The sequence below is a fragment of the Neisseria sp. HMSC075C10 genome (assembly GCF_001815615.1).
Classification (GTDB): Bacteria; Pseudomonadota; Gammaproteobacteria; order Burkholderiales; family Neisseriaceae; genus Neisseria; species Neisseria subflava_A.
Window position 1 is genome coordinate 128,487 of record NZ_KV821266.1, and the last position, 22,266, is coordinate 150,752.

22 protein-coding genes are annotated in these 22,266 nt (G+C 52.3%); all 22 read right to left on the reverse strand.

The window, feature by feature from the left end:
* A partial coding sequence (locus HMPREF3047_RS08050; protein WP_141756568.1) for a DNA adenine methylase occupies nt 1-240 on the reverse strand: 240 nt, incomplete at its 3' end.
* A gap of 81 nt (nt 241-321) precedes the next feature.
* Complete coding sequence (locus HMPREF3047_RS11080) at nt 322-441, reverse strand: zinc finger domain-containing protein (RefSeq protein ID WP_311457636.1); 120 nt, start codon at nt 439-441, stop codon at nt 322-324.
* 182 nt (nt 442-623) lie between these two features.
* Nucleotides 624-1,880, reverse strand: coding sequence for a hypothetical protein (locus HMPREF3047_RS11505; protein ID WP_070713208.1), 1,257 nt, complete (start codon nt 1,878-1,880; stop codon nt 624-626).
* A gap of 75 nt (nt 1,881-1,955) precedes the next feature.
* Nucleotides 1,956-2,186: a hypothetical protein gene (locus HMPREF3047_RS08060; protein WP_049323799.1), complete on the reverse strand. Its 231-nt coding sequence runs from the start codon at nt 2,184-2,186 to the stop codon at nt 1,956-1,958.
* A gap of 83 nt (nt 2,187-2,269) precedes the next feature.
* Complete coding sequence (locus HMPREF3047_RS08065) at nt 2,270-4,135, reverse strand: hypothetical protein (protein ID WP_070713213.1); 1,866 nt, start codon at nt 4,133-4,135, stop codon at nt 2,270-2,272.
* Nucleotides 4,136-4,146: 11 nt separating this feature from the next.
* Nucleotides 4,147-4,524: a hypothetical protein gene (locus HMPREF3047_RS08070; protein ID WP_070713215.1), complete on the reverse strand. Its 378-nt coding sequence runs from the start codon at nt 4,522-4,524 to the stop codon at nt 4,147-4,149.
* Nucleotides 4,525-4,527: 3 nt separating this feature from the next.
* On the reverse strand, nt 4,528-5,445 hold the full coding sequence (locus HMPREF3047_RS08075; protein WP_070713218.1) for a hypothetical protein: 918 nt from the start codon (nt 5,443-5,445) through the stop codon (nt 4,528-4,530).
* A 92-nt stretch (nt 5,446-5,537) separates the two neighbouring features.
* Nucleotides 5,538-5,927, reverse strand: a complete 390-nt coding sequence (locus HMPREF3047_RS08080) for a hypothetical protein (RefSeq protein WP_070713222.1) — start codon at nt 5,925-5,927, stop codon at nt 5,538-5,540.
* A 130-nt stretch (nt 5,928-6,057) separates the two neighbouring features.
* A complete protein-coding gene (locus tag HMPREF3047_RS08085) occupies nt 6,058-7,416 on the reverse strand; it encodes a hypothetical protein (protein WP_283127043.1) in 1,359 nt (452 codons plus the stop codon).
* A gap of 335 nt (nt 7,417-7,751) precedes the next feature.
* Nucleotides 7,752-9,593, reverse strand: coding sequence for a hypothetical protein (locus HMPREF3047_RS08090; protein WP_239662119.1), 1,842 nt, complete (start codon nt 9,591-9,593; stop codon nt 7,752-7,754).
* Nucleotides 9,594-9,639: 46 nt separating this feature from the next.
* Nucleotides 9,640-10,050, reverse strand: a complete 411-nt coding sequence (locus HMPREF3047_RS08095; RefSeq protein WP_049323793.1) for a hypothetical protein — start codon at nt 10,048-10,050, stop codon at nt 9,640-9,642.
* A 103-nt stretch (nt 10,051-10,153) separates the two neighbouring features.
* On the reverse strand, nt 10,154-14,209 hold the full coding sequence (locus HMPREF3047_RS08100; RefSeq protein ID WP_070713228.1) for a phage tail tape measure protein: 4,056 nt from the start codon (nt 14,207-14,209) through the stop codon (nt 10,154-10,156).
* A gap of 109 nt (nt 14,210-14,318) precedes the next feature.
* Nucleotides 14,319-15,077: a phage tail tube protein gene (locus HMPREF3047_RS08105; protein ID WP_070713230.1), complete on the reverse strand. Its 759-nt coding sequence runs from the start codon at nt 15,075-15,077 to the stop codon at nt 14,319-14,321.
* Nucleotides 15,078-15,089: 12 nt separating this feature from the next.
* Complete coding sequence (locus HMPREF3047_RS08110; RefSeq protein WP_070713234.1) at nt 15,090-15,554, reverse strand: phage tail terminator protein; 465 nt, start codon at nt 15,552-15,554, stop codon at nt 15,090-15,092.
* Nucleotide 15,555: 1 nt separating this feature from the next.
* Complete coding sequence (locus tag HMPREF3047_RS08115; RefSeq protein WP_070713235.1) at nt 15,556-15,987, reverse strand: phage virion morphogenesis protein; 432 nt, start codon at nt 15,985-15,987, stop codon at nt 15,556-15,558.
* A 3-nt stretch (nt 15,988-15,990) separates the two neighbouring features.
* The gene (locus tag HMPREF3047_RS08120) at nt 15,991-16,401 is read right to left on the reverse strand and encodes a phage protein Gp36 family protein (protein ID WP_049323787.1); all 411 of its coding nucleotides are present in this window, start codon (nt 16,399-16,401) and stop codon (nt 15,991-15,993) included.
* Nucleotides 16,402-16,459: 58 nt separating this feature from the next.
* Nucleotides 16,460-17,449, reverse strand: coding sequence for a major capsid protein (locus HMPREF3047_RS08125; protein WP_070713239.1), 990 nt, complete (start codon nt 17,447-17,449; stop codon nt 16,460-16,462).
* Between the two features lie 15 nt (nt 17,450-17,464).
* A complete protein-coding gene (locus tag HMPREF3047_RS08130) occupies nt 17,465-17,827 on the reverse strand; it encodes an oxaloacetate decarboxylase alpha chain (protein ID WP_070713241.1) in 363 nt (120 codons plus the stop codon).
* Entirely contained in the window at nt 17,820-18,770 is a 951-nt protein-coding gene (locus HMPREF3047_RS08135) for a hypothetical protein (RefSeq protein WP_070713243.1), read from the reverse strand. The genes HMPREF3047_RS08130 and HMPREF3047_RS08135 overlap by 8 nt, the downstream gene beginning before the upstream one ends.
* A 429-nt stretch (nt 18,771-19,199) precedes the next feature.
* On the reverse strand, nt 19,200-19,499 hold the full coding sequence (locus tag HMPREF3047_RS08140; protein ID WP_070713247.1) for a glycine cleavage system H protein: 300 nt from the start codon (nt 19,497-19,499) through the stop codon (nt 19,200-19,202).
* Nucleotides 19,500-19,502: 3 nt separating this feature from the next.
* Nucleotides 19,503-20,798, reverse strand: a complete 1,296-nt coding sequence (locus tag HMPREF3047_RS08145; RefSeq protein WP_070713249.1) for a phage minor head protein — start codon at nt 20,796-20,798, stop codon at nt 19,503-19,505.
* On the reverse strand, nt 20,785-22,230 hold the full coding sequence (locus HMPREF3047_RS08150; RefSeq protein ID WP_070713250.1) for a phage portal protein family protein: 1,446 nt from the start codon (nt 22,228-22,230) through the stop codon (nt 20,785-20,787). Before HMPREF3047_RS08150 ends, HMPREF3047_RS08145 begins: the two co-directional genes overlap by 14 nt.
* Between the last annotated feature and the right edge of the window lie 36 nt (nt 22,231-22,266).

Genomic DNA, 22,266 nt, shown 5'->3' on the forward strand with positions numbered 1-22,266 from the left:
GACGAACTCGTCGAAATGGTGTTGTACCACACGATAGAGATTGATGAGCTGTCCGTTGATATCGTTGAGCACCTCAACTTTTGCAGGAACCGGGCGCATAAAGAACAATGCTGCGCCACCGGAAAACAACTCGACATAACAAGAATGCTCGGGGAACATAGGCAAAAGATGTTTTGCCAAACGACGTTTGCCACCCATCCAGGGGATAATAGGTAATGTCTGTTGCATTTTTTGCATCATATATACTCCTAAATTATGGCATTCGCGATGCTCTAAATCAGATTAAATATGATGCTCAAAGGCATTCTTTTGATTTATTAATTAGCTGAAAGAATTGATGTTTTTACAACGAGCGCACTTTATTTGTACACAACCGCTTCCTTTTGCCAGCAATTTCCCACAAAACTTACAGCGTAATTCACGATAGATTTGCATTTGCATCCACTCCTGTATCAGATAGAATGCCTCGGTCTCTAGAGACTAAGGCGGCCTTAGAAGTCAATGCAGGCATACTCTGCTTGGCTGGCGTAACAGTGTTGCCGCACTGTTACGTCGCCGTCCCACTTATATTTAAAATCCCCCCAAAGGCCGCCTTATTCAGACGGCCTTTTATTTATATTTGCCTACAAATAGCGCAACTCTTTCGCTTTTGCGATGATACGTTCAGCGACTTTAGCCTCAACCGCCGGAAGCAGATGAGCACCGCCGTCTTGTGAGAGTAACAACGGCATTACGCCGTCCGTTTGCGCTTTTTTATCCGCCTCATTTGGCGTGAGGCCGCTATCCGTCCAAATCTGATCAGATAAAATATATTGCTCAATATCAAAGACATTATTGCCATATTTAGACTTGAGCCAATTATTAAATTGATCCTTGAGCTGATGTCGGTATGGGTGGTTTTCTTTAGCCCAACCCGGCTTATTATCAGCCCATACAGTCAGGACAATATAGCGGGGAGACTCTTTAGGCTGAACTTGTTGAATACATTTTTCAACATAGCCTTTAATACGCTCCAAAACCGTCTGCCAGTTACCGACATTTGCGCCGTTAATGTCGTTTTTTGCGGTTGCCAACACGCAAATGCCATCGACACCGCCGCTGTTTTTCAGGCGTACCGGATATTTTTTACCCGGAACAACGCTATGAGCCTGGCTATCGCGCGGAATAACTTTAATATTGGCGGTTTGGCCGGTCATGACCGCCTCAATGTCATCGCCAATAATAACGACGGTAGAGTGCATACTGAAAGGCGTAACGCCTTCGCCGTAAACCAACTCGCCATCAACCATCACGCCATTCGCTTTTGCCGGAATAGTATCAACTTTAAAAGTAACTTCCACCGGACTGCCGTCCATCGACATCAAGGCATAAGCAGCCAGGCTACCGCCCTGCGCGTTGTTTACAACCGGCAGATTTTCAGCGGCGGCAACACTCACAGCCTGACCGCCGATACGCGCATTGGTGGAGTCGCCGAAGAAGTTGAGGCTACGTTTCAATACAGAAGGAGGGGAAGGAGGAGCCACTGGGCGTTCCGCTTCTTTAGGCGGAACCACAGGGCCGGACGGCATAACGGTATGACGCTCATGCTCGACCGGTGCGCCAATATATTGAATGCCGAATCGGTCGCCTTGCTGCAAGGTATCAGCAATATTTTCAGGCTTGGCGCAATAACGCAGGTCAATAATACAGTTGTGCGGCTGAACAAGAGCGTATCCGTCCTGCTCATCGGTTAAAGCAACTAATTTATTGTCACGCAAAGAGAAATTGACCCAATCACCGGCACGCGTACCCTCAGACACTTTTACCTTCACACGCGTCAAGGTAGTGGCTTCAAATTTTAAAATGTCGCCAATACCGACACCCAACACTTCAGTTCGCATAAAACCTCCTCAAAATAATAATAATTATTTTAAGACGTTATACGAAAGCAACGCCTGGCTATACTGCACTTAGCCTTATACGCCAAGCTCTAAAACAGTCGTATCGGGAGCCTGACCAAGGATACGGTTACTCAAGACATCATAAAACACGCGCTGATTTAAAGCGGCTTGCCCGCTTAAAACAAGATTGCCGCCGCTTTGCGTTTGCGCCGCCCATGAGCCGCCGCCCAAATCGCCCGTTATTTTGGCAATGCCGCGCTGTTCGCGCTTGAGCAGTGCCGTCAGGTTTTGATACAGATTAGTCATTTTGTTATCCTCAACAAAAAGATAAAAGGCCGTCTGAACATGGCTTTCAGACGGCCTTTAAAGCATCTTTAAACCAGCTTTAATCACTCGTCGAAATAGCGGTCTATCGTTACATTTTGAGTCACGACAGGCGCATCGTTTTCGATTTTGACTTCGACCGACACACCAACCACCACGCCTTGCCAGCTCCCCGTAGGCTCATTGATTTGCCAAATCTCGCCTAAATTCGCCATAGGAATGGCGTATTTATCCGATACCGGCAAAGACACCGTTTCGCGCTTATGAACGCCAGTCTCGCTTAAAGCGGCAATCCCTGCGGCGAGCAAGACCGGCTGGTCGGTATACAGCGTATTGGTCAGCGCGGAAGCACGCGGCTCGCGGTTGCTGCCGTTGCGGTACACGTCCGCACCCTTGCCCTTGTTATGGCTCGGCCAAACATAAACCCCATTGGCACGCTCCGATACATTGCGCTGGCCGCTGATGCTGAAAATCACGCTGACAGGGACACTGACATCGGCAGGCGCATCGGAAACCTCCCAAGAAGCCTTTTTCCACTTAGGCTTAAAGCGGACAACAGGTCGGGCGCGGTCGCTCTCCACAAATCCACCGGCGGCTTGAGCCAGCTCTTGTAAAACAGCAATCGGCGTTTTATCGGTCAACGAATACACGTCTCCCGGAATCAACCAATCAACCATCGTCCAGCCGTCCAAATCCACACCTGTCGTGCGTAAAACCTCCGTTGCGATTTGTTGCGCATAAATCGGATTGCGGTATGTACCGCGGCCTTTAGGCGCATAGTCCGCGCCCAAACGGGCGGTAACGCTGCGGCCGGTTACCGTATAGCTCTTTTGCCCGAAGCGGCGGTTGTCGCTGTAATCCTCGGCGAGGATGACAAAAGTATCCGCATTGATTTGCACCTCGATTTCGGCCTCACGGCCTTTCGGGCGGACATCAGGATTAATCTTGGCGAAATCATCGGGCGAAACCGTCAAACTGCCTTGCCAGCAATAACCGGCAGTATCAGTCGTAAAGGACGCAGAAAACAGCCCGATCGGCTGGCCGTCAACCGTAGCCTTAATAATATTTTGCATGATATATCCGTCTAAAACAGGAGTGCTTACCGTATCAAAACAAGCAAACGGCAGCGGAATATGGCGTGCATCGTGTGCAATCTTTTTGCGGTAAAACCGCAGGTTCAGCCGGTTTGAAGGCGGGCGGATACCGCAAACATAAGTTTCAGGCACCGGCTCCGGCTCAACCGGAATCTCATAATACTCGCAAGGCACAGCCAAAGCAGGCAGGCTTTGCGAATGCGCACAGCGTGCCAATACCGCCGCCTCGCGCACCTCCGATACCAAACAATCGCCAACCGCCGCGTCATCGGAAAACACACTCTCCGAACACGCCGCCAAAGCCTCGCCAAGACCTGCCGACGATCGGTCCGCATTACAGCCGCTTAGGAACAAATCATCGGGGAAAGCATCATGCAGACAGCCGTCCAGACCATCCATTCCGGCCTGCACCGCCTGCATACACCCGGCAACCCCTTCAGACAAGCCGACCGTTTCATGCAGGCAGCTTTCCAATTCAGGCATATCGGAAAAGGCCGTCTGAAAACAAACCGCCTCCCCGACAGCCTCCGCCGTTATCCCCGACACTTGGGCAGCCATGTCGCCCAAATCATAACGACCGGCCGCGCACACCGCCTGCGTTGACACCGCCTGCTGCACAAAGCCCCACGCCCCCGAAACAGTCGCATAACCATCCGGAGGGCGGTACGGATTAGGCTTAGGCGGCGTATCGGGAACAATCTCGCCGCCGTCCTCAATATGGCGCAAAGGCCGCCTGAAAGCCAACGGCAAGAGCCTGGACGACGGACGGGAGCCAATCGCTAAGCCGAAAGGCAAAGGGATACGCGCCGAATCAGCATAAATTTTGTCTTCGGACATTTCAGACGGCCTCAACCGCCGCCGTCACGCTCGACATAAGGCTTAATAAAATCATAAGAAACAGGCTCGTATTGCTTTTTATAATCCGTCGCCACCATCAAATACTCCTCGTCTTCCTTGAGCCGGTCAAAGCGGTAGCTGCCGTCTTCCGCACTCCAAGTATCGGCGATGCAGTGCATATTAGGCCGGACAAACAGATAAATACGGCGCGAAGCCGGCTGGCCGCCCACCGTAACAATGCCCGTACCTTCGCCGGCGATATAGCCGTGGCCGCCGTATTTCCAATGCAGCGATTTGACAGCACGGCTTCGCCCAATGCGATTGACGTTTTTGCCGCGCAGCTTGCCACGTTTAACGGCAAGACGGCTGCGGAAAACATAATTCGGCATGGCTTACAGCTCCCAGGCCGTGAGGTTTACCAAAAAAGAGCCCCCGCCAATTGTATTGATATACATAAATCTGTCTTCGCTATCGTCTAAATTGTCGTAAACCGTTCCCATCGAAATAACGTCTCCTGCGGGCATCGTTTCGCCAATTTTCATAAAGCCAGGTAGTAATCCGCGAATGGCATATTCGTTACTACCAATTAATTCTTTTAGATAAATATCATCCGCTATGAAACCACCTGTAATAGGATTAGGATAGCTACCATAATTACCATCTGCTTTACTTGTAAGACTCAGAGAAGAAGGAGCATCTCCCTTATAATCACGCATTGGCACCACAAAAATAACAACTTCATTGCCACTGCCATAAATAAAATTCTCGTCTACATCTGACACATATCCAAGCAGGGTATTCGCGGCGTCAGCCACGGCGAGACTGGAGAAATTGCCAAAAATAAAAAACGAGCAATAATCCTGCCATAAAATAATTAAAGTAAATGCGCGCTCATTTCCGACCACAACCCATTGGATCTTATCCCGGTTACTGTCGTCTTTTTTGTAGATGAAATTGTGAAATCCACTGCTGTTGTTAACCTTTTGTTTGACTTTCCCCGCCTTTGCCGATTTCGGCTCCAAAAGACCGCATAAATCAACGTATCTTGCACGGTTTCCATATTTTGAGTCATCCACCCCCAGCCACCACTTTGTCGCCTTCGGGTGCATACTGCGGAAACAGGCTTCTTGCGTCTTTTCAAACGCCATTTCCCAGCCCAGCCCGTCCTTGCGCTTATTGCCCTCGCCATAACCGGTAACCAGGCAGGCTTTTAAAATCGTTTTAATGCTGCCTGCCGCCGATTCAACCTGCGGCGCACCCTCGTCATCCCAGCGGTAAACCTTTACCGGCACACGTTGCGTATCAAACATTTCAGACGGCCTTTCTTTTTACTTCAATGATTTAAAACCCCATTAAAACAAAAGCCCCGAAAATCGGGGCTTGGCATAGTTGCACTCAAAGTTTATTCTTTTGTTGCCTCTAAAATATACATTGATGCACTGCGGTTCATGTCTATATATCGTGCAATTTTTAAGAATTGTATGTCCTTTTGCTTGGACTTATCTTCTTGAGCCATAGCATATATTTCTTTTACCGCAGTGTCGTATCTAGTACCTTCTTTTGTTTTTTCGTAATTTGCCAACCAACAATCACTAGCCTCTTTTTTTCGCCCTTGCATGGCATACCCTTTACAAAGCATAAGTTCGTTGAAATTCACAGCTACAACCGCTTCAATTTCCGAAACGGTCATCGTGTATTCTGTTTTCTTATTACTTTTTGTAAAATAATTATATACCGCACATCCAACTAGAATAGATACCACGACAATAAGGATTTTCATGCCTTTCCCCATTTTCCCGCTTCCTTTCACTATTTGAATAAAGATTAAAAGGTCAATTTTACAGATAAAAGGTATAAATGCAAATTAATTAACCATTTTACTTAAAGGCCGTCTGAAAGTACTATTCAGACGGCCTTATCTTTTATTCTGCCACTGTATTGCCGCGCAAACACGCGGTAAAACCATCGCGGCCGTTTTGCTTGTCCGGCGAAGGCTGGACACTGCGCAAAATCCAAACAGGCAACGGCGTGCCGTAGGTATTGAAGCGGATACAGTTCTGCACCGACCAGCCGCCGCCGAATGCAGCCGCCTTGAGCGTGAAATAAGGCTTGCCGGTTGCCGGATTGGTCGGCGCAAGATCGGTCAAGGTATCGCTTTGAGCGACCAAGCCCAGCCGCTCGCCGTAAAGCTCGAATTGGGTTGCAGTAATGAATTTAATCAGCCAACGCTCGGTAATCGCGCCGTTGCTGGCCAACTTAATCGGGTAGTCTTTGACATTGGTACGCGCCAAAATAGGCTCCCCGCGTTGCGCATCACTCCACACATTGTCCCATGCCTGTTGCGAAAACGGCTCGGTAGCACGTACCAGCAAATCGCCGCCGATCAGGGCGGAAGACACAAATGTGTTCTCCTTAGGATAATTGCGCCCAATCGCAAACTGGAGTTTCAGACGGCCTGAAATATCAACGCCGGTCACACGGTTTTCCTCCTCCCAAGCGCAAACGGCAGTCAGCGGCAGGGTATATTGCGACAAGTCCAACGGCGCGGCAAAAGTAATGCTGCCCGCCTTGAGGTCTGCCGTGTATTTCTCGGCGAGGACGTGCTTGCCCTTGCTGTCGACCAAGCAGAGGCGGTCGATATTTTGACGGTTGAGTGTGATTTTTTGAGCGGCGGTAAACGCGCTGCCCAAATCCTGCTTTAGGCGGTTGGAAATCACGATCATATCGCCCTTGCGAATCACGGGGACGCGGCCGTCGGCAGGCAGGCGCACGGCATCAATGCCGATAATCGACGAATCCAAAGGCAGGTTGTCTTGTGTCACGGCGTTGTAGCGTAAATCTTCGGGGTAAAAACCCTCATCGCGCTTGATTTCGTAGAAGCCTGTCTCGTAGTCGATTTTGCCTGTAATGCCGCCGGTAATTTCCCCAGCAGCGTTGCTTCTGCCGACAATTTCGCCATTGCCCGCGTAAACGATAAAGCTTTCAGGCTTGACCGGCGCGGCAGGCGTGCGGCCTGCATAACCATAACCCTTGATCTGTGGCTGGCGTACGATACCGCCTGTAATTTTAAGATTCAGGAAGGCAATATTACGATCATTGATAATGACTTTACCGTCAGTAGTCAACGTACCGACTGCATCGCCCGAACCTTGTACTGCATTCCAATTCTTATAAAGCGTACCGCCTCGTTCAATAATCTCTGTCTCGCCGTCATGAAATGACCAGGTATCAAAAACACAGACGCTTCCTTGATCAAAGTCGTTCAAAACATTAAATAACAAGCCGCCGTTCAAGCTGCCACGACGTTTTTTTATTGAAGCTGGATCACTAGTGAGGTAATCTGCATACCAACTGACTATTTTTCCATAACGGTTTATTGTTTTGGTCTCAATCGATTCTAGGTACTTATATTTTGTACCTAAAATATTTCCCTCTACTATCCGTCTTTCCTGCCCGGCAACCTGCAACACCGTTTTAGGTACAATTATTGTCGAGCCTACAGCACTTACACCCTCGACTTTTCGACCGCCGATTGCGAACTCGCCATTTTTCGCAGGGTTGGCGGACAATACAATTTTAAAACCGCCTGAACCAGTTTTTATTCCCATTATTTATCCTATCCCAATGTTGCTACTGCTGCATAACCAGAATAACTGTTTGAAACAGTTGTACTTGTATATTCTTCAAAGCTTCCCAAAGCCGTTAAAGAAACAGTGCGCCAATCAGGTATCGCCGTCCCCAGTGTGATATTCCAAACCTCTCCTTTTTCCTCTGCGGTCAAGCCAAGACCATCAGCAAGGCCAACTTGAATGCGATCAGGCTCATCACAAACATAATCAACTGAAGTAGAGTCAATATAAGCCGGCAATTTAATCGTGCCGTTCAAATAATCCACGTTGCCAGTTGCATCACCCGTTAATTTTCCTGCACCATCGTCTTGCGCTCTTTTCTTACCGTTATTTTGCCAAGTAAGCACCAGCGTTCCTGGCTTAATTGGATGGCCCAGGGAATAAGTGCACTCCCCGTTTGCTGCCTTGGGCAGATTATTCCCGCCCGTCTTACCGCCATCAAAAGACGTAAAACCAGAGGAATCTCCCCATTGAAACACCAAACGGCTGCCAACATCCGGAAGAGACGGTAGATTAAGCAATACACTGCCTGTTGCAGACGACACCGTACCTACACTTTTACCGGCCTCATCCCGTAATACGCCGTCGCCTGTATCGGTCAAAACATACCAAACTCCCAAAGCCATAAAAGACACTTTTAAACTACCCAAAGCAGGATTAGGTCTAAGCAGAGGGGCAAATGATGTACCGTGGTTGGTTTCTTTAATTTCTACCGCAAAAGCATATCGAGCGGATGATGATTTAGCACCCGGAACCGCAGTTACCGTGTAATAACCTGTCGGCAAACCACTCAGACGCCCATGAGCGTAATCGGCATTGACGATATTGTCCCCGCTTTTAAGTTGACCGAAGCCATTGTCTGTGTAGTTCCCAATCTTGATACTGCCGGGTAAAACAGCCGAAGGCAAAGTTAAGGTTCCACTATCGACATGTCCCGCAAAAAGCTGCTTTTCCGGCGCAGCAGCGACCCATGCTTCACCGGGAACAGGGTATTCATCCGCATAGGGCGTCTCGACTGTCGAGGTCGGTACAAGCTTTTCGTAAATGCTTGACACCGTCAGCGTGGCATCTCCTGCCGAAAGGCCGTCTGACACAGGTTTGACACCATAATAAGCCGCGGAATCTGCAACTTGGGTTTCTAAAATCTTAACTTTAGGCGCGGCATAACCTTTGACCGGATAATCGACACCGTCAAAATCCCGGGTCAAAGGATTGCTGATTTCCATTTTGACTACACGGCGCGGCACTTCCTCGACCTCGCCGTTTGATTTTGGAATCTCGAAAATGCGCACTTCATCTTCGATGTTGATAATGCGGAAATACTCCGTGATACGGCGCGTCACATCTTCGGTTTTTTCCTCATATTGCAGACAATAACGCTCGCCAACCTTCGGCAAAGGAGCCTCTACGCGCTGATACGCCTGCACAAGGCGCACGCCTGCCAAATGGCGACCCAATAACGTCATGCGGCTCTCCACCGTCGGCACGGAATACGCCTCAATGCGCGGCATAATATCCGCGCGGCTCTCGCCGTAGTTGAACGCCTTAAACGCCAAAAAAGACACGTTTTCAGAGGTCGGCGGCTCGGTAATGACAAAATGCCCGCCGTAAAGCGGCTCGGAATCATTGCGCAAGACGGCAGGGTACAGCAGACGCGCGTCCAGGCTGCCCATCGTACGGTCAACGTCCGAGACGGGCGGGAAAATCTCGTTATCCTCGCCGGTCAGCGGCTGACCGACCATCAAACCGCCGCCGTCAGGCGTATCGGTCATGCGCTGGCTGGGGTAAATCTGCAAATCCTGCTGCGTCAGGCGCGTTGTTTTTTCCATGTTTGAAACCTTTTTAAATCCTGTTTAAACCTGCTTTCAGCCGACCTTAAAACGTCATCAGGCAGAGCTGGGCGGTGTATCGTTCGCTATCCGTTTCCGGCGTTGAGTAATGCACCGGCTCGACATTGTTCAAAGCCGCGTTGTGCGTACGCCAAATAACATTAAATTCGCGGCCGTCGTAATGAGTCAGCGTCATTTCCAATTCGGGGACGTCCGTCCAGTCACGCAACGTACGTAAGATACTCAAATCAAGCCACACCCAATCGCCCGACAGCGTAATTGGGCGACCGTTTGCCTTAATTCCTTGCTGGATGACCAATCCGCCCGACAAGGTGCGCTGCGGCGCGGCCTGCGCCACCTTGCTCCATTCAAATTCATCGTCCCAGCGCATATCCTGCGGCAGATGTACGGCCACGCCGGTGTCTTTCCGTTTCAGCGTCCATTCTTGATTTGCCATTTCAGACGGCCTTTGCGTATTTTTCTCAAAACCCTATTAAAACAAAAGCCCCGAAAATCGGGGCTTGGCATGGTTGCAGTCAGATGGTTGCAGGCCGTCTGAATTATGTCGTGCGCTTTAATGAAGCTTGTAAACTATTCATAAAACCGTTAACAGCTTTCTCGGCAACCGCTTGGTCGCGCTGCGCCAAAATTTGGTTAAGCTTTTCCGGGTCGATATTAACCTGCGGATTGCCGATTTGTTGCAACCGCTGGGCGGCATTACTGTTACCATACGAACCTTGGTTGCGGACTTGCTCTTGCGCGGCAGATTCGGCGCGCTTGCTGCGCTGCCTGTTGTAAATCTGTTGCTGCAAATCGATTTGACGCTGATATTCGCGCGCAACGTCGGTTTGTTTGAGGCGGTTGGCATTGTCGAGTTTTTGTTGCAGCTCACGGATTTTTCTTTCTTGCTGCAAAGAATAAATCGCTTCCGTATTGCCATTAAGCTCGGCAAGCTCGGCCTCAAGCGCGCGGGTTGCATCATGTGCTTCTTGACGCAGGGCATTCAGCCGGCGTTGGGCATCGGATATCGCATTGCGGAATTTTGTCAGCTCAGTATTCCCCAATTTATCGGCAGCACGAGATGCCGCGCTGGCCGCATCGTTCAAGATATCCTGTGTCACTGCGCCTTGAGCAGAAGCATTGGTCAGCCTTTGCATCGCGGTATTCGCGTTGTAAATCTGTTGCGTGTACTCTTTCATCTGAGCAGCGCGGAATGTGGCCTCCATGCCCAACTTAATCCCGGAAAACTGTCGGTTCATCAAATCCAGCTGCTCATTATTGAGCTTGTAAAAGCCTGCCGTTTGCGTCAGACGGTAGCCGTAATCACTAAATGATTTAGATGCATTTGCCGCCGCTTTAGCTGCATTGTCTGCCTCCGCTGCCGCCTCTTTGTTGGCTGTCGCCACTTTTCTGACCGATTGGGCATGGTTTTCCGCCGCTTGCGAGCCTTTGTCATGAGCGGATTTCGCGGCTTCGCCTGTTTTAGCGGCAGTATCGTTCAGCCCTTGATAGGCGGCTTTGGCTTTTTCCGCACCGCCCGAAGCTGCATCGCCCAAACGGGCAAGCTGCTCCTGCGTCAACAGTGCCGCGTCGCCGCTGGCTTTGAGCTGGTGCTGGAACTCGGCAAATTCCTCCTTGCTTTTAAGTTTGCCCATCATGGCCTCAAAGGCTGCCTGTATTAGCTTGGCATCTTTTTGACCGGCCGCCGCCGCTTCTGTCGAGGCTGTCTGAAAATCAGCAAATGCCTGCCGCGCATCGCTGCTGATTCCCGTCATCACGGCCTTGCTGTCCACGCCGAGTTTCGCGAAGGCGTCGGCAACCTTGTCAGTCGACTCCCTTGCAGTATCTCCGATTTTCTTAATTTCCTCGGCCGTCAGCCCGGATTGCTTGCCTACCTTTTCCAATTCGGCCAAAAGAGCATCGGTTGATTCTTTGCTGTCCATCTGCTTGAGCGCGGCTTGAAACACCCGGCCCATCTGCTCGGCATCATTACCAAACTGAGAGGCAACACGCGAAAAATTGGCAATACCTTCCGCCGCCTTTTTACTCATGCCGGTGGTTACTTCTTCCGCCGTCAAACCCAAAGCCTCAAGGGCTTTTTGTGCCGCGGCAAGCTCGCCTGTATCTGCGCTGATTTTGACGTTTTTCTTATCAAGTTCGGCTTTCAGTTCGGCGGTTTTGGTACGCACGTTTTCCAGCTTGATTGCCAGTTCACTGTAAAAGTCGCTGGCTTCTCGACCGTCTGCACGCAAGGCGGCCATACTGCGCTCCAACGCAGCTTGTTCGGCGGCGGAAGCACGATATTCGGCTTGCAGGGCTTTGACGGCAGCTGCCTCTTCTTCGGCAGCTTTTTTCTTGGCGGCGGCGGCTTTTTCGGCAGCTTCCTGGGCTTTTTTATCCGCTACCTCCAACTCACGCTTAATTTGGGCTTCGGTTTTGAAAAACTCGTGATACTTGTCGAGACCGCCGGTGGTAAACAGGCTATCCAAAATGGCAGGAATACGGGCGAGGTTATCGCCGAAAATTTTTGCTAAATCCGTATTTTCGCGCAGCCAGCCGCCTACACCACGGCCAACCTCAAAAGCAGCAAACAATAATCCGGCATTGGACGCCGCCGTCTTGAGATTTTGAGCCAATGCTCCCGCAGCCGCCGCGCCATTACCGAAACCGTTACCGGCAGCAGCGGATTTGAGCGCGATGCCCAGCTCTCGTGCAGCGACAGTGGTAGACAGGATGGATGCTTTGGTTGCTTCAATCCCGACACGCTGGGTCGCGAATGATGCCGATACCGCACCACCAGTCAGGCGAACAGCCGCTTCATAAGCCTTAACGGCAACCGCACCCGCCGCAAACAACGCCGCAAGCTGCGTCAAAACGGGGAACTCTTCCGTAATCGCGCCGACCGCACTGGCGACACCGCCTACCGTACTCGCCAACAAAGACACCAAAGGCAGCAGCTTTTCGCCGACTTCGATGGCAACGTTGATGATTTCCTGTTTGGCTTTGGCAATCTGCGCCTCGCTAGTGGACATGGCGTTTGCCACTTCTTTCTGCATCGCGCCGACGACTTGTCCCTTGTCGGCGACCAAGCCCAAAGCCTTTTCGTATTCGCCGAGCGAGCCGACCAAGAGGGCAATGTCGTCGCTGTACTCGGTACCGAAGAGTTGCGAGAGCGTCAGGGCGCGGCTTTGTTTGTCCAAGCCTTCGAGTTTATGCAGGAACTCGGTCAGAGCCTGTTGCGGGTTCGCAGCGATGTTTGCCGCCATCTCGTCGGCGGACGTACCGATGGACGCGAGTGCGTCTTGGAAACCCTTGCCCTGATTTTGCGCGGTTTGCAGTTTTTGCAGCAGGGCATTGATGGCGGTCGCCGCCACTTCGGGCGGTTTGCCCAAGGCGATAAAGGCGGCGGCAAGCGCGGCGGCTTCGTCGGCGGCAAGTCCGAACTGTTTCGCCGTACCGCCGATACGCGCCATCGCGGCGACAATGTCTTTTTCACGGGCGGCGGTATTGTTGCCCAAAACGTTGATGGCGTCGCCGAGTTTTTCCACTTCGCCGATTGGGATTTGGAACACGTTGGCAATCGTTGCAGCGGCATTACCCGCTTCTTCCGCGCTCAAACCGAAGGCAACCGACATTTTGGACGCGATGGCGGTAAATTCCGACAATTTCTCAATCGGGATGCCAAGCTGCCCGCCCGTTGCGGCAAGCTCTGCCATTTCGGCGGCGGAAATGCCCAATTCCGCGCCCATTTTCTTCAGCTCGTCTGAAAGCTTGGCGTATTGCTCGTCCGTGCCGTCGGCGACTTTTCGCACGCCCGCCATCGCGGTTTCGAATTTCATCGCCTCGCGGGTGGCAAACGCCAAACCGCCCGCGCCGCCGACCAAGCCCTGAATCTCCGAAGCGACCTCGGCAATAGACGGCTTCACGCCTTTCAGGCTGGCTTCGAGTTCGCGTACTTTGCCTTCTTGCAACTGCGCTGCGCGCGCCAGCTCCTCATGCGAGAGCGTTCCGCTGTCTTTGAGCAGCTCGTAAGCGTCTTTGGTCTTTTGGATTTCCTGACGCGCCTTGTCGTCGGTATCGATACCGAGCTGGATTTTGGCATCGGCGATGGCCTTTAGGGTTTGCGCTTCGGCGGTCAGGCGGTCTAGCTGTGCCGTTGCGGCGGCGGATTCGGACGACAGCCGTGCTTCCTCGGCGGCAAGGTTTTTGACGGATACGCCCGACACCGCCATCGCGTCGCGGGCGGCATACAGTTTGCCCGTCAGCTCGGTTTCGCTTTTTGCCAGCCGTTCGGATTCGGCGCGTAGTTTCGCCAAATCCGCTTGCTGTTGCTGCGTACCGCCGCCGCGCATGGATTTCTCAAGCGTTGCGGTCAGTTCGTCCAGCGCACGCATTTCTTTTGCGGTATTGTCCAATTCCGCCGACAACGCCTTATACTCCGCAATCGCCACCTGTTGCGCTTGTGCTTTGGCCAGCGTTGCGCCCAGCTCTTTCGCTTCGGTGGTCAGCTTGCCCGTATCGATGCCCGCCGCCTCGATGGACTGCGCCAGCGCGTCGATGTTTTCAACGCCGGACACGCCCGCCTTAATCTCTAAACCTGCCTGAATATTCGCCATTATTTAATCCTGTTTTAAACCCCGTTTAAAAAAGGCCGTCTGAAACCTGCCGCCGCTGCGCCTACACGCAGAAGCCAGTTTCAGACGGCCTTTGTTTATTACCGAATCTTTAGTTGTTGTACGACGTGAAGGAATAGGTCGAAGTCTCGCCCGAAGCCAACACTGCCGTGCCTTTAAATTCGGCTTCGTTGAAGTCGTCGCCGAACCAGTCGATACTGCCGTCCGCCGCCAGTACGGCATGGGGGATATGCAGGATGCCGGTCTCGCCGGTAACGCGGTTGCGGCCGTCGACGTAGATTTCCAAATCCAAGCGCGACAATGTCGCGGCGGACACTTTATAGCCGCCCGAATCGCGGGTTTTGTAGTCGACGGTGATGTTTTCGCCGTCGTTGACGGTATCGGCGGCCGGCAGGATGGTAATCATGCCCAAGGTGGCATTGATGTCCAAATGATTGGCATCGACATTGTTTTGGGATTTGTTTTTGACTTTGACAGTAGCCGGGTCGATATTGCCGTTTGCCAGTTTGTACGCCATGCCTTTTTTGCCGATGGTCACGGTCTCGCCCGTAACGGTATCCGCCGTAGCCGCGATGACGGCTGCTTCGCCCATCAGGGCAAGCGCGAGGTTGTCTTTGTCGAAAGTGTCGAGCTTCAGACCGATTTCGGTGGGCTTGACGGTTTTCAAGCTGTCCAATGCGCTGCCGTAAGTGCCTTTTTGCTTGGACACGCGCTCTTTGGTTTCCACGCTGGTCTGCGTGGTCAGGGCGGTGGTGTTGCCGATTTCGATAAAGCCCGAGCCTTTTTGATTGAGGTTGCGTACCTTGACGTCGCCCTCAAAGATTAAGCCGTGGTCGTTTTGTTTTGCCATGTGGCAGCTCCTTTAGTTTGCCGCCTGCACGGTATCGCAGGCGAATGAAATGGGGTAAAAAGCAAAGCCGTCGTTGTATTCGATGGATGGCGAGGCGATGCGGCGGAAGGGGGTAACGGCATATTCGTCGCCCGCGTCCCAGCCTGAAAACGACCGTTGGATTGCCGTCAGAGTCTCGCCGACCTCGTACAGCGTGGATTTGCCGTTGGCGGTATAGCTTCGCGCCAAAACAAAGGTAAAGTGCAGCGTCGATTTGAGGAATTTGCCGTTTTTCGCTTCGTCGGCAAAGGTCGAGCCGCCGTAAACGACATAGACCGCGCCGTCCAGCGGGGCGGCTTTGCGTTTCGCTGCGCCTTGGGCGAGCAGCTCGGCAAGTTCGCCAATCTCCTTGACCGCCTTAATGCCTTTGACGGTTTTCAGACGGCCTAGGATTTCGGGATAGACCGCCAATAAGTTTTCATGCTGTTTTAAAGCCATATCAGACAATCAATCCTTCCAGCCAATCGGACATTAAATCGTCAATGTCCTGATAATCTTGCGAAGACAAGCCCAAAAACGGACGCGCCGGCATGGTTTTCGTGCCTTCCTGCACATAAACCGAGTAGCCCATTACCGAGCCGGTAATCACGCTGTTTGCCGATGCCTCGTGCGTAATGCTTGCCAAGAGGTTGCCGTGGTCCACCAAAATCCCGCCGCGTCCGTTTTTGGCTTCTGCCGTAGCGGGGCTGACATCCTGCCAGCGTTTGCCGTCAGGCGCGGTTTTGGTTTCGGCGATACGGCGGCGGGTCGAAGATTCGAGGATGCCGCCGATAGCGCGTAAAGGCTCCTCAAGGCTGCCGTTCAACCTGCCCGACAGGCGGTTCAGGCTTTGGGCGATACGCGACAAGTCGTGCGATACCGTAATCCGCATTGCCTACTCCTTCAGCCATTCCCGTAAATCGGGTTCGGCATTCACATAAACGGCACACGTTGACGGTCTGCGGTCATCCGATACGCGGCTTTCGTCCAGCATATTCGGATTTTTGACGACCATCTTCAGCCAAGCGATTGCCGACTGATAACGCTCTTCGACAATGCCTGTTACCGCGTCGTCGTAGAGGTAGTAGCGGGCAATGTCGCAGACTTTGATTTTCAAAACCTGCGGCGCAGTGTCGTTGGTAAAAAACAGTTTCGCCGCCCGAAGGTAGCTTGCCGCTTCTTCTTCCGCGTCGGCGATTGCCGCCGCCATCACCGCTTCATCTATGGTTTCATAGTTTTCATGATTCGACCGCTCCGCCATTTCCTGCTCGCCGAAACGCGTAATCATGTCTTGGATGGTAATCATGCCGTCCTCCGTTTTCAGATGACCTTTAAAACTGCCTTAAAGGCCGTCTGAAATCCGTTTAAGACATGGTCAGCGTTGCCAACAACTCGGGGCGCAGCGCAATCGGCAATGGATTGGACTGCATATGCAGGCTCCAGCCTTTGTCGTGCTGCAATTTCTCGCGGCTGGCGTAATACGGCAGGGCGCGGGTGTTGACGGTCGCGTTCATGTCAGCAGGCGCGAAATACTCTTTGTAGAGGTTTCGGCCGACCGGCAGCAGAATGGCTTTGTCCGCACCGATGTCGGCGTCGCTGCCGAAATGGTTGGCATACTCGATAAAGCGGATACCTTTGTGGACAAACTCGGTTGGATTGAGCGTATCGCCTTCACGGTAGGCGCGTGCTTCGTCAAAGCGTTTGTACACTTCGAAGATGGATTTATGCTCTTTGAGCGCACTCAAAAACTCCATGCCGCAATAGACAACCCAGCCGCGCACTTGCGCACCGTTGAATTTTTGGCGTTGCTCGGACAAGAGCTTGTCCAATACCGCGCCGACTTTGGTCTCGTCTTTCGACAATTCGATGTTTTGCGTTTTGCGTGTAATTTTGAAATCGGTATTGATGTCCAAAATCACGCTGCCGTCCGCATCCAAAATCTTGCCTTGCAATGCGCCGAGCATCAGGTGCTCACGGGTGTATTCAAGGTCGGATTTGCCGCCGGCCAGCTTTTCGTTGACCTTGTCCATGACGGTCGCGGCTTGGGTCGTGCCGAAAGCACGCAGGTTTTGTACGTCATCGGCACGGATGACGTCATGAATCGGCAGGTGTGGGATTTTGACGGTACGCACGGTGCGTTTCGGACTTTCAACCGCCTGGCCGGCCGTGCCGCGCTCTTTGCTGGCTACCAAGTGGACTTTGCCGTCTTGGAACTCAATGTCGGCGTAGGTGGTGGTCAGATATTCGGGTTCGAAAATACCCAGTTCGCGGATTTGGCTTGCGCCCGGGTCGATTTTGTTGACGGCGGTGGTCAAAGCCTGCACGCCAAATTTGCTGTTGTCAGATAAAGGCATATTTTTTCCTTGTGGTTACAGTTCGCTGCCATTCGGGTTGACAATACGGTTTAAAACATAAACGATGCCGTATGGATCGCCATCTTTATTCAGATGCTCAATCACATTACCTCCCGTTTTCGATGTACCGCCACGGATTGCATCGTCTGAGCATCGATCCAGATTGATGATGCAATTGTGCGGCTGTACGATGACTTTACCGTCGGCTTCATCCGTCAACGCCAGCAGTTTGAACTCGCTGCGGAGAGGAAAACTAACAAATGTACCGGCTTTTGTGCCTTGCGAAGCAGCAACAGCCACGCGCGTTAACGGCGTCGCTTCATATTTCAAAAAGTCGGAAATAACAGGGCCGAGGATTTCGGTTTTGGCTTTAGACATAAGAGCCTCCCAATAAGCCTTTGTGGCTGGCTACGGAGAACTTGCCCTCCGCCTCGCCGGTGTGTTCGGATTCGTCTTTGCCTGCGCCTTCGCTCAACAGTGCGGGTGGTACGGCAGACTGGGTGGCTTTCGGCTTCAGATCGGCAATCATGGCTTCCGCCGCTTCGATGTCGGCAGACAAAAGCACGGTCATGGTAGCGTCGGACAAGCCTTCAAACTTGCCGTTTTCGCCTTCCTTAAAGCCGGCGGCGGACAATTTCGCCTTGACTTGGTTTTTCTTGGCAGCCGCTTCAGCTTCTTTCAGCTTTTTCTCGGCTTCGGCTTTTTCAGCCTTGAGCGTATCGACTTCCGCTTTCAGGTCGTCAAACGCTTTCTTTTCTTCGGGTGTCATAGATAACTCCAAAGGTTGTTTAAAAATATCCGGCAAGGGACTGCCGTCCGACAACACCACCGCCTCCGTCTCGCCATCTACACCGACAGCGGTAAACGACACCTCGCGTATCGCACAACGGCGCAGGATGACGGCCGGCCCGGTTACCTCGTTGCCGTTGACGAACAATACTGCGCCCGCCGCCAGCTCCTCGTAGGATTCCGCCTGCGCGTAAACCGACATTTCCCAAGGAAAACCTTGGTCGGCTGCTTCGGCGATCTGCGTGCCAAACTCGTTGGACAACAGACTACCTTCCGCAATCAGGCCGTCCGCCGTTACCGACAGGCTGCACACGCCCGCCATCTTGACTGGGGAATGCTCCAACAGGACGGGGACGGACGCTTTGTGCGACAGCTGGGCCAAATCGACGACTGTCTGATAACCGCCGTAGCCGAAGGGCTTGCCCGAATTGGCAACGCCTTTAAAAGTACGCACCTTGTCGGCACCGGTCGCCAGGGCAACCGGCAGCGCGGCGGACAATTTGATTTTGAGGGGGGTGTTGTTCGTATCCATTGCTCTATTTTGCCTTGCCAAGTTCAAAAAGACGGACGGCAGGATTTCACTTCCCAATCCAAATGCAAAAGCCGCCTAAAACCCGAATATCAGGTTTCAGACGGCCTTTGAAAATCCTCATGCGTAAAATATGAAAATACCCACTTTAAAACCGCTTTAGAATCGCGTTAGATTGATTTTCGAGATTCTAACGGGGGTTTGCCTATCTTCGGCATCCGACCCGCCTAAAATCGCAAATTTGGGGCATATCCAAAAATGCAGACGGCAGCGGTTTAAAAAAACGTTTTCAGGGGGCTTTTAGGGCTGCGTCAGATTGCATTTAAACTCTCGGACATATCTTTTCCTATCCTGACCGATAAACGCGTTAAAACGTGGAATTTGAGCGTTTATGAAAAAGGCCGTCTGAATCGGTTTCAGACGGCCTTCGGGTTATACAGGTTTAAATCTCGGATCGGCTTCCAGGGCGGTTTTTAAATCGGACTTGTACGGCTTAATCCACTCGGACTTTTCAGCAGCCTCAAGTATCCATCCGCGCACACGGGCAAATGCCGCAGCGGACAAATCCGCAATCGAAAAAACGCAGCCCGAAAACTCGCCCTGCATTTGCTCGGCTGCCTCCTTGTCGATTTCAGCAAGACGCGGGTACAGATAGTCCAACAATTCGGACGGGGCGGTTTTCCCGCCTAAAAATACTTTTACTTCGCGGCTGACATACAGTTCAGACGGCATGACTTACTCCGATATTTTTACCAATAAGCGGACTTTATCCCGCTGTTCTTTTGGTAATGATAACACATACTGCAACAATTTATGCCGGTTTGCCGCATTCAGATGGCGTAAATCAAGCGGGACAATATCGGCTTTATCAAAATGTTCCTGAATCTTGTCGACCTTAGTATTCCACGCCCCGGCGGTGTGTGCAAAATAACGGTTCATCAATTCCGCATGGTCGGGATTTTCGGTAAACATAAAATCCAGTTTTACCCATTGCTCGCGGGGCAGGTCGTCTGAAACAATCAGATAATCGGCTTGCCCTTTGCCTTTTTCTACCGCCAAATCGAACACTTCCAGCCTGTCGCCCGTTTCAGCCTGCCACGCTGCCGCAGCTCTCGCTTCGTGGTCTTTGGTATTGTTGGCAGACTGCGCTTTTGTCAGCCTGCGCACTTCTTTTTCCGACACCTTGTCCGGCAAAGCCAACACCGCCACTTTATCAGACGGCACGCTGTACCGCTTGTTCAACCACGTCTCGCGTTCGGCAATCATGGCGGCCAGTGCCTCTTCGCCGTTTTTCTCGCCAAACAGCGCGTCCATCGCGCCCAATCGGTCGCCGTGGTTGTGCGCAAAGCTCGGCGTGATGTCGTCGGGTATCAAAACCGTTTGACCTGTGCGCGGATTGGTAAACTCGACCATATCCACATCAGGCTCGCCGCTGATGCCCTCGCGCTCCGCCTGCCGACGGGTTAGGGCGGACACCGAACATTTGCAGCCGTAGCCGTTGGGCGGAAAGATGACTTTCCAAATGTCGTGGTCAACCGGCAGGACTAGGCCGTAGTAGCGTTTATGGCTGTCGCGCGGATGCCCGGCGGCGGAATGGTTGTAGCGCAAATACGGCAGGGCTTTTTTGTTTGCCTGAATCCGCTGCCACTGTCCCGCCGCAAAGGCGGTTTGCATATTGGTGTTGAAAATGGTTTTCAGACGGCGCGTACTGCCGAGCTGTACCAATTTCGGCTCGCCGTCCAGCGGGTCGGTCATCACTTGCTCGCCCCACCAGCCTTTTGCCATCAAATACGGCTTTAAACGCTTTTTAAAATCGGCAAACGTCGTGCCGTTTTGCTGCGCGGATTCGATGGCATCTTTGACTTCGGCGAGCATATCCGCGTCCATCATCTTGGCGACGGTAAAGGCAAGGCTGTGCTGATATAGCCAGACATCATAATGACTGAATCCGGGCAGGATTTTCTTAGCCTTGAAATGCTCGAAAGCGGCTTTATCGACTAAGCCGGCGAAGTTGTATTCAATCCCGTCCATCGCCTGCTCCGTCCTCCCAAGCCGAAAGGCCGTCTGAAACCAAACGCTGGATCAAGAGATTGTCGCCCTTGCTCAAATCAAGTTCGGACAGCTTCGCCTCAAATTCGGCGTAGTCTTTGCAGTTTTCCAGTAAACCCAACACCGCTTCCATTTTCGGTCGGGCGATTGCCTGCTCTGCCGTATCAGGCGCATTGCGGGCAAGGCCGTCGGACAGTCGCAGGCTGAATTTGGCGGACGCAGAGTTTTCAGACGACGCTTTCGGGTCGCGCAGCTCGAAATGTTCCGGCTCAAAGCCCAAGATGTCGCGGTAGTAGGTTTCGGTCAACACGAGCTGCCCCGTATCCATATACATCTTGTCGCGTTCGGCTCGGGTTTTATCAACCTTGATTTCGTCTTCAAACTCAAACCATACGCCTTTGGGCGCATTAATCGGCTTGCCGTAGGCGTTGTTGACCATCACAAGCGCGTCGATAAAGTGCTGTGCAGCGCGGGAGAGCAGAGCGAGATACGCGCCGATGCGCTCGTCGCGGTTGTTTTCTTCGGTTTCTTGGCTCGCGCGGCTGGCGGTCTCAAGGTCGCTGGTTTTGACTTTGCCTAACAGCGTTTTTTGGATACGCGCATTGGCAAGGTTTTCCAGTCGGCGGAATGCCTGACCATCCGCGCTGTTTTGCAGCATCATCACATCGTCTTCGCGTTCGATACTCAACGCGCCGCCGGAAACAAAGCGGTAAAACCGGCTCATGAAGCTGTCGTGGTCGTCGTTGCTGTTGGCTTGGATTTTGGCAATCAGATAAGGCTGGGCGTAGCGCGTAATAAATTGCGCCGCATAGACAAAGCCTTTTTTACGCAACGCAACCGGCGCATACAGCCGCGCCGCCGCCATTTCGCCCGCAGGATTGGTTGAAGTGGCGCGGTGGGTAATAAAGAGATACAGCACGTCCGTATTGCAGGCTTCCTCGCCACCGCTGCCGCGATACACCAGCGAACCGTCGCGGTAGGGAACGTATTTCGCCAATTCGCCGCTTTTGTTGCTGATATGCTTAATCGTCAAAAAGCCGTCGGGTTCGGGTTGATAAACGTACCGACCGACACCATAGCCGCCCAAACGCGCCGTCAACACGATTTCGGCAAGTGCGGGCAGATGGCGTTTCAGTGTTTTCCATAGACGGTCTTTGTCTTCGTCGCTCAAGTCCTCGCCATAAATGCGCCACGCCTTGTTCTGCATGGCGGAATGCAAATCCTCCAAACAGGCAGCTACCTCGTCATCGCTTACCACCGCGTCCAATGCCTGCTGCCTGTCCACGCCGAGACGCGAAAGCAGCGCGTCCGTGCCCTCCATATTGGAAAACAGGCTTTCCAGCGCATCTTCGGTCGCGCTCGTCAATGTCTTGATGGCGGTTTTTCGCGTTGCGCTTTTAATCAATCCGAACATAATTTTCTACTCCAAAGGTCGTCTGAAACCGTTTTC